Here is a 5,619-nt window from a genome sequence, read left to right on the forward strand (position 1 = left end):
GACCTGGACGTGTCGGTGATTGACGAATTGCCTCCCGGCCGGAAGCCGATAGCCACTCTTCATCAGTTTGACAACCGCCGGGAGAGTCTGTATCGCTCTGTACACAAGCAGATAGAGGAAGGACGGCAAGTTTACATCGTCTATCCGTTGATTAAAGAAAGCGAGAAGATTGACCTGAAGAATCTGGAAGAGGGCTATCTGCATATTTGCGAAGAGTTTCCTGAGTACAGGGTCTGCAAAGTGCATGGCAAAATGAAACCTGCCGAAAAAGACGCGCAGATGCAGCTCTTTGTTTCGGGCGAGGCACAGATTATGGTGGCCACTACCGTAATCGAAGTAGGGGTTAATGTTCCCAATGCGTCGGTGATGATTATAGAGAACGCCGAACGTTTCGGGCTTTCTCAGCTTCACCAGCTTCGGGGTCGCGTGGGCCGTGGAGCGGAACAGTCCTACTGCATCCTGGTGACTGGCTATAAGCTGGCGGAAGATACCCGGAAACGCATTGAAATCATGGTGCGTACCAACGACGGCTTTGAAATAGCCGAGGCCGACTTGAAACTGCGTGGTCCCGGCGATTTGGAGGGGACTCAGCAGAGTGGCATTGCTTTTGACCTGAAGATTGCCGACATTGCGCGTGACGGGCAGCTGTTGCAATACGTGCGTGAAGTGGCGCAGCGAATTGTGGATGCCGACCCCACAGGTGTACTTCCTGAAAACGAAGTTTTGTGGCGTCAGTTGAAGGCCTTGAGGAAGACAAATGTTAATTGGGCGGCTATCAGCTGAGGTAAGGGTTAATTATGCGTTATATCAGCTTCTTTTGTGTTGTAAAACATGTTTTTATGTAACTTGTTGCTTTTTAGTGTTTTGTGGGCGTCCGCTCTCGTTTTTCCGTCTCTGTATTTGAAAAAATAGTTAATAAAGGATACCGTTTATCGAAGATAAGTTTTACCTTTGGGAAAATTTTAAAAAACAATAATTTGATATTCGCGTACAAGTGGGGTGATTGGCCATAAACATTCTCACGGATATCATAAAAGAATGACGGAACGGATGAAGTTTATTTGCATTAAAACGATACTAATTGCTGCTACGGCGATGGTCAGCCTGAACTCTTTCTCTCAGGATTTGATAGCCCGTCAGGCTCCTATTGATAGAAAACTGAAAACAGTTGATTCATTGGCTCTGCAAAAGCAAATACGTGTAGAGCAGTCTCAATATCCCGGTTTTGATATTTATCCCAGTTGGAACAACGATTTGGTTCAGGCTTATGGTAATGCCATTGTACCTGAATCCTATACGTTCGATCTGACTGGTTTTTGTATGCCTACCGAGCATACCCGCATAACCGACGTGTTCGGTTATCGTCCCCGCAGAAGACGTTCGCATTACGGACTGGACATCAAAGTGTACGTGGGCGATACCATTCGGGCGGCTTTTGACGGGAAGGTACGTATCGTAAAGAATCAGGGACGACGCGGTTATGGCAAATACATTGTCATCCGTCATGACAATGGATTGGAAACTGTTTACGGACACTTGTCCAAGCAACTGGTGGAAATCAACCAGTTGGTAAAGGCGGGTGAAGTCATCGCTTTGGGTGGCAATACGGGACGTTCGACCGGTTCGCATCTTCACTTTGAGACCCGCTTCTTGGGTATTCCCATCAATCCTGCTTTGATGTTCGACTTTGAAAAACAGGATATCGTAGCCGACTCCTATACCTTCCGCAAGGCCAAAGGCTCTTCCAATACAGCTCGTAGCATGGCTTCGGGCGAAGGCTTGTTCTACAAGGTGAAGAGAGGAGATACCCTGTCCAAGATTGCTGCCCGCCAAGGTGTTTCGGTCAGCAAACTTTGCAAGCTGAACCGTATCACCACTCGGACTATTCTGCGTCCCGGTCAAGTCTTGCGCTGCTCATAAAAACGTAAAACAATCTTTTATATCAGAGAGGGTGCTTTAATATAAATTAGAGTACCCTCTTTTTCTTTTTTTCTCTAATTATTCATACCTTTGCCGCCAAAGTGAAGACAGGCGAGATAAAAATGAAAGATACCAAGCAACAATTTGAACATGTCATCGCAATCTGCCGCGATCTCTTTTCCAAGAAACTTCATGATTACGGTGCGGCGTGGCGCATTCTTCGCCCGTCTTCTGTGACGGATCAGATTTTTATCAAGGCGAATCGCATCCGCAGCATTGAGACAAAGGGAGTGGCCTTGGTGGATGAAGGTATCCGTTCGGAGTTCATGGCCATTGTCAATTATGGAATTGTGGGGCTGATACAGCTGGAGTTGGGGTATGCGGAGACTGCAGACATTACTCCAGACGAAGCGCTTGCACTGTATGACAAGTATGCCAAGACTTCTTTGGAACTGATGCTGGCCAAGAATCACGATTACGATGAGGCCTGGCGCAGTATGCGCATCAGTTCATACACCGACTTGATATTGATGAAGATACACCGTACCAAGCAGATTGAGAGTCTGGCGGGGCACACACTGGTTTCAGAAGGGGTGGATGCCAACTATATGGATATGATTAATTATTCCGTGTTCGGTTTGATTAAGATTGAATTTGGAGAATAAGAAGAAACATATTGTCACGAAGGTATGGGCTAATGCCTGTCGTTTTCTGCTGGCCGGACTTTTCATCTTTTCTGGCTTCGTGAAAGCGGTGGATCCATTGGGCTTCTTTTACAAGTTGCAGGATTATCTGACGGCTTTTGGTCTGAGCGACCTGCTGCCTGCTTTCATGGTCTTGTTTCTTGCCATTCTTCTTTCCGCATTGGAGTTTTGTATTGGAATCTTCTTGCTTTTCGGCATCCGCAAAACGATTGCGGCCTATCTGGCTCTGATTCTGATGATTTTCATGACTCCCCTGACTTTCTATCTGGCCATAGCCAATCCGGTTCCTGATTGCGGTTGTTTCGGCGATGCTTGGGTGCTGACCAACTGGCAGACGTTCGGCAAGAACGTGGTCTTGCTGGTGGCGGCCGTTTCTGTTTTCAGGTGGCGCAAACTGGTCATCCGCTTTGTTACGGAGCAGATGGAGTGGCTGGTATCTACCTATACGGTTCTTTTTGTCTTTGTGCTCTCTTTTTATTGCTTGCGCAATCTGCCCATCCTCGATTTTCGTCCATACAAGATTGGAGCTAACATCAAGGCGGGAATGGAAGTACCCGAAGGCGCAAAGCTGAGTGTCATTGAGACCCGTTTTGTCTTGGAGAAGGATGGAAAGCGCCAGGAATTCACACTGGACAATTATCCCGACAGCACTTGGACGTTCGTTGAGGCCCGTAGCTTCGTCAAAGAAAAAGGCTACGAACCGCCCATCCATGATTTCTCAATCGTGAGTAAGGATACGGGTGAGGACTTGACGGACAGCATCCTTTCGGACAATGGATATACTTTCCTGCTCATTGCCCACCGCATAGAGGAGGCCAGTGACAGCAATATTGACCTGATTAATGAGATTTACGATTATTGCATGGAGTATGGTTACGGTTTTCTGTGTCTGACCTCTTCTTCTGACGAAGAGATTAGTTCGTGGCAAGACAGAACCGGAGCCGAATATCCTTTCTGCGAAACAGATGACATCACGCTGAAGACCATTGTCCGCTCCAATCCGGGCCTGTTGCTGATAAGGGGAGGGACCGTGTTGAACAAATGGAGTCACAATTGCCTGCCCGATGAATATGTGCTGACCGACAGCCTTGACAAGCTGCCTTTGGGACGCCGGAAGCAGGTGGACGATTTGCATACGGTGGGCCGTGTGCTGCTGTGGTTTTTTGTGCCTCTGTTTTTTGTAGTCTTGCTGGACGTGCTCTTTGTAAAACGCAGAGAGAGGAAGAAACTGTTGAAACGGCAAGCTTCCGAGGAAGGAAAAACACTGGAAGAGAATGTCGGAAGCGAGTAGGGGAGGATATCTTTCGGTGTGGAAATGGATTTGTGAATTTTGGAATTATTCTATTAACCCTTTAATAATAAACAAAAAATGAGAAAGAACATTGTTGCAGGAAACTGGAAAATGAACAAGACCCTTCAGGAGGGTATTGCTCTGGCAAAAGAACTGAATGAAGCATTGGCCAACGAGAAGCCCAATTGCGACGTTATCATCTGTACTCCTTTCATCCATCTGGCATCGGTTACTCCGTTGGTTGACCCCGCCAAGATTGGTGTTGGTGCCGAAAACTGCGCTGACAAGGTGTCTGGTGCCTATACAGGCGAAGTTTCTGCCGCTATGGTTGCCTCTACCGGTGCCAAGTATGTCATTCTGGGCCACTCCGAGCGTCGTGCTTACTACCACGAAACTGTAGAAATCCTCGAAGAGAAGGTGAAACTGGCTTTGGCCAACGGTCTGACTCCTATCTTCTGCATCGGCGAGGTGTTGGAAGAACGCGAAGCCAACAAGCAGAACGAAGTGGTTGCCGCTCAGCTGGCTTCCGTATTCTCCCTGTCGGCCGAAGACTTCTCCAAGATTATTCTGGCTTACGAACCGGTTTGGGCCATCGGTACTGGCAAGACTGCCACTCCCGAACAGGCACAGGAAATCCACGCCTTCATCCGCTCTACAGTAGCCGAAAAGTACGGTAAGGAAATTGCCGACAACTGCTCCATTCTCTACGGTGGCAGCTGCAAGCCGTCCAATGCAAAGGAATTGTTTGCCAACCCCGATGTAGACGGTGGCTTGATTGGTGGCGCAGCTTTGAAGGTTGCTGACTTCAAGGGCATCATCGACGCTTTCAATTAAATCAATCAATAAACCGTTGGCGGATGGAGGAGAATTTCCTCCTTCCATCAGCCAGCGGTTTTCATCCATCAAGCTTTATATATGAAGAGATTTGGTTCGTTTTTAGTTGCATGCTTCGCTTTCACAGCTTTGGCTGTTGCGCAGAATAATATTCTGAAGTCTTTGGAACGCGATGTCCCGGGGCAGGGAAAGGTGACCATTCATCAGGATGCCCGCATCTCCGCTTTGATTGGGGCCGAGGCTGTTTCTGCGGGTGCCGAAGGACGTAAGGTGATTAAAAGCTCGGGTTACCGCATTCAGGTATATGCCGGAAATAACACCCGCCAGGCTAAGAACGAAGCCTATTCGGTGGCTTCGCGGGTGAAGGAATACTTTCCTGAACTTGCTGTCTATACTTCTTTTGTCCCTCCTCGCTGGCTTTGCCGTGCGGGCGACTTCCGCAGCATTGAAGAGGCCGATGCGGCCATGCGGCGGTTGCGTGCTACGGGAGTGTTCAAGGAAGTTTCTGTTGTGAGGGAACAGATAAATATACCGTTGTAGGTCACTGACCAATCCATTTGTTACAATAATCTTAAAAGCCGGGTGCCGGAATGGAAGGCGGCTGACCGGCAATGAAACTGTATAACAGAAACTATTATGTTGGGAAAAGAAGAAATCACATCGCCCGCTTTGGACGAACTGAAAGAACATTATCACCGTATCATTACACTGCTGGGCGAGGATGCCGGTCGCGAAGGGCTGCTCAAGACCCCCGAACGGGTAGCCAAAGCCATGCTGACCCTGACCAAGGGTTATACGATGGACCCTCATGAAGTGTTGCGTTCGGCCAAGTTCAAGGAAGAATACAGTCAGATGGTGATTGTGAAGGAT

7 protein-coding genes are annotated in these 5,619 nt (G+C 48.2%); all 7 read left to right on the forward strand.

The window, feature by feature from the left end:
* Nucleotides 1-783 (forward strand): helicase-related protein (locus tag Q1Y74_RS13235; protein ID WP_300814767.1); only part of this gene is annotated, 783 nt, incomplete at its 5' end.
* Between the two features lie 267 nt (nt 784-1,050).
* Nucleotides 1,051-1,920: a M23 family metallopeptidase gene (locus Q1Y74_RS13240; protein ID WP_300814768.1), complete on the forward strand. Its 870-nt coding sequence runs from the start codon at nt 1,051-1,053 to the stop codon at nt 1,918-1,920.
* Nucleotides 1,921-2,042: 122 nt separating this feature from the next.
* Nucleotides 2,043-2,585 carry a DUF1599 domain-containing protein gene (locus Q1Y74_RS13245; RefSeq protein ID WP_300814769.1) on the forward strand — a complete coding sequence of 181 codons (543 nt, stop codon included), beginning with the start codon at nt 2,043-2,045 and terminating at the stop codon, nt 2,583-2,585.
* Nucleotides 2,575-3,915, forward strand: coding sequence for a BT_3928 family protein (locus Q1Y74_RS13250; protein ID WP_300814770.1), 1,341 nt, complete (start codon nt 2,575-2,577; stop codon nt 3,913-3,915). Before Q1Y74_RS13245 ends, Q1Y74_RS13250 begins: the two co-directional genes overlap by 11 nt.
* Nucleotides 3,916-3,993: 78 nt before the next feature.
* Nucleotides 3,994-4,749, forward strand: coding sequence for a triose-phosphate isomerase (gene tpiA / locus Q1Y74_RS13255; protein WP_300814771.1), 756 nt, complete (start codon nt 3,994-3,996; stop codon nt 4,747-4,749).
* Nucleotides 4,750-4,830: 81 nt separating this feature from the next.
* Nucleotides 4,831-5,289, forward strand: a complete 459-nt coding sequence (locus tag Q1Y74_RS13260; RefSeq protein ID WP_300814772.1) for an SPOR domain-containing protein — start codon at nt 4,831-4,833, stop codon at nt 5,287-5,289.
* A 96-nt stretch (nt 5,290-5,385) separates the two neighbouring features.
* Nucleotides 5,386-5,619 (forward strand): GTP cyclohydrolase I (locus tag Q1Y74_RS13265; protein WP_300814773.1); only part of this gene is annotated, 234 nt, incomplete at its 3' end.

Source organism: uncultured Bacteroides sp. (assembly GCF_949298305.1).
Taxonomy (GTDB): Bacteria; Bacteroidota; Bacteroidia; order Bacteroidales; family Bacteroidaceae; genus Bacteroides.

Bases quoted from the DNA above. Each gene is read 5' to 3' on its own strand.
- Q1Y74_RS13240 (WP_300814768.1), top strand. From the start codon at position 1,051: ATGAAGTTTATTTGCATTAAAACGATACTAATTGCTGCTACGGCGATG.
- Q1Y74_RS13245 (WP_300814769.1), top strand. From the start codon at position 2,043: ATGAAAGATACCAAGCAACAATTTGAACATGTCATCGCAATCTGCCGC.
- tpiA (WP_300814771.1), top strand. From the start codon at position 3,994: ATGAGAAAGAACATTGTTGCAGGAAACTGGAAAATGAACAAGACCCTT.
- Q1Y74_RS13260 (WP_300814772.1), top strand. From the start codon at position 4,831: ATGAAGAGATTTGGTTCGTTTTTAGTTGCATGCTTCGCTTTCACAGCT.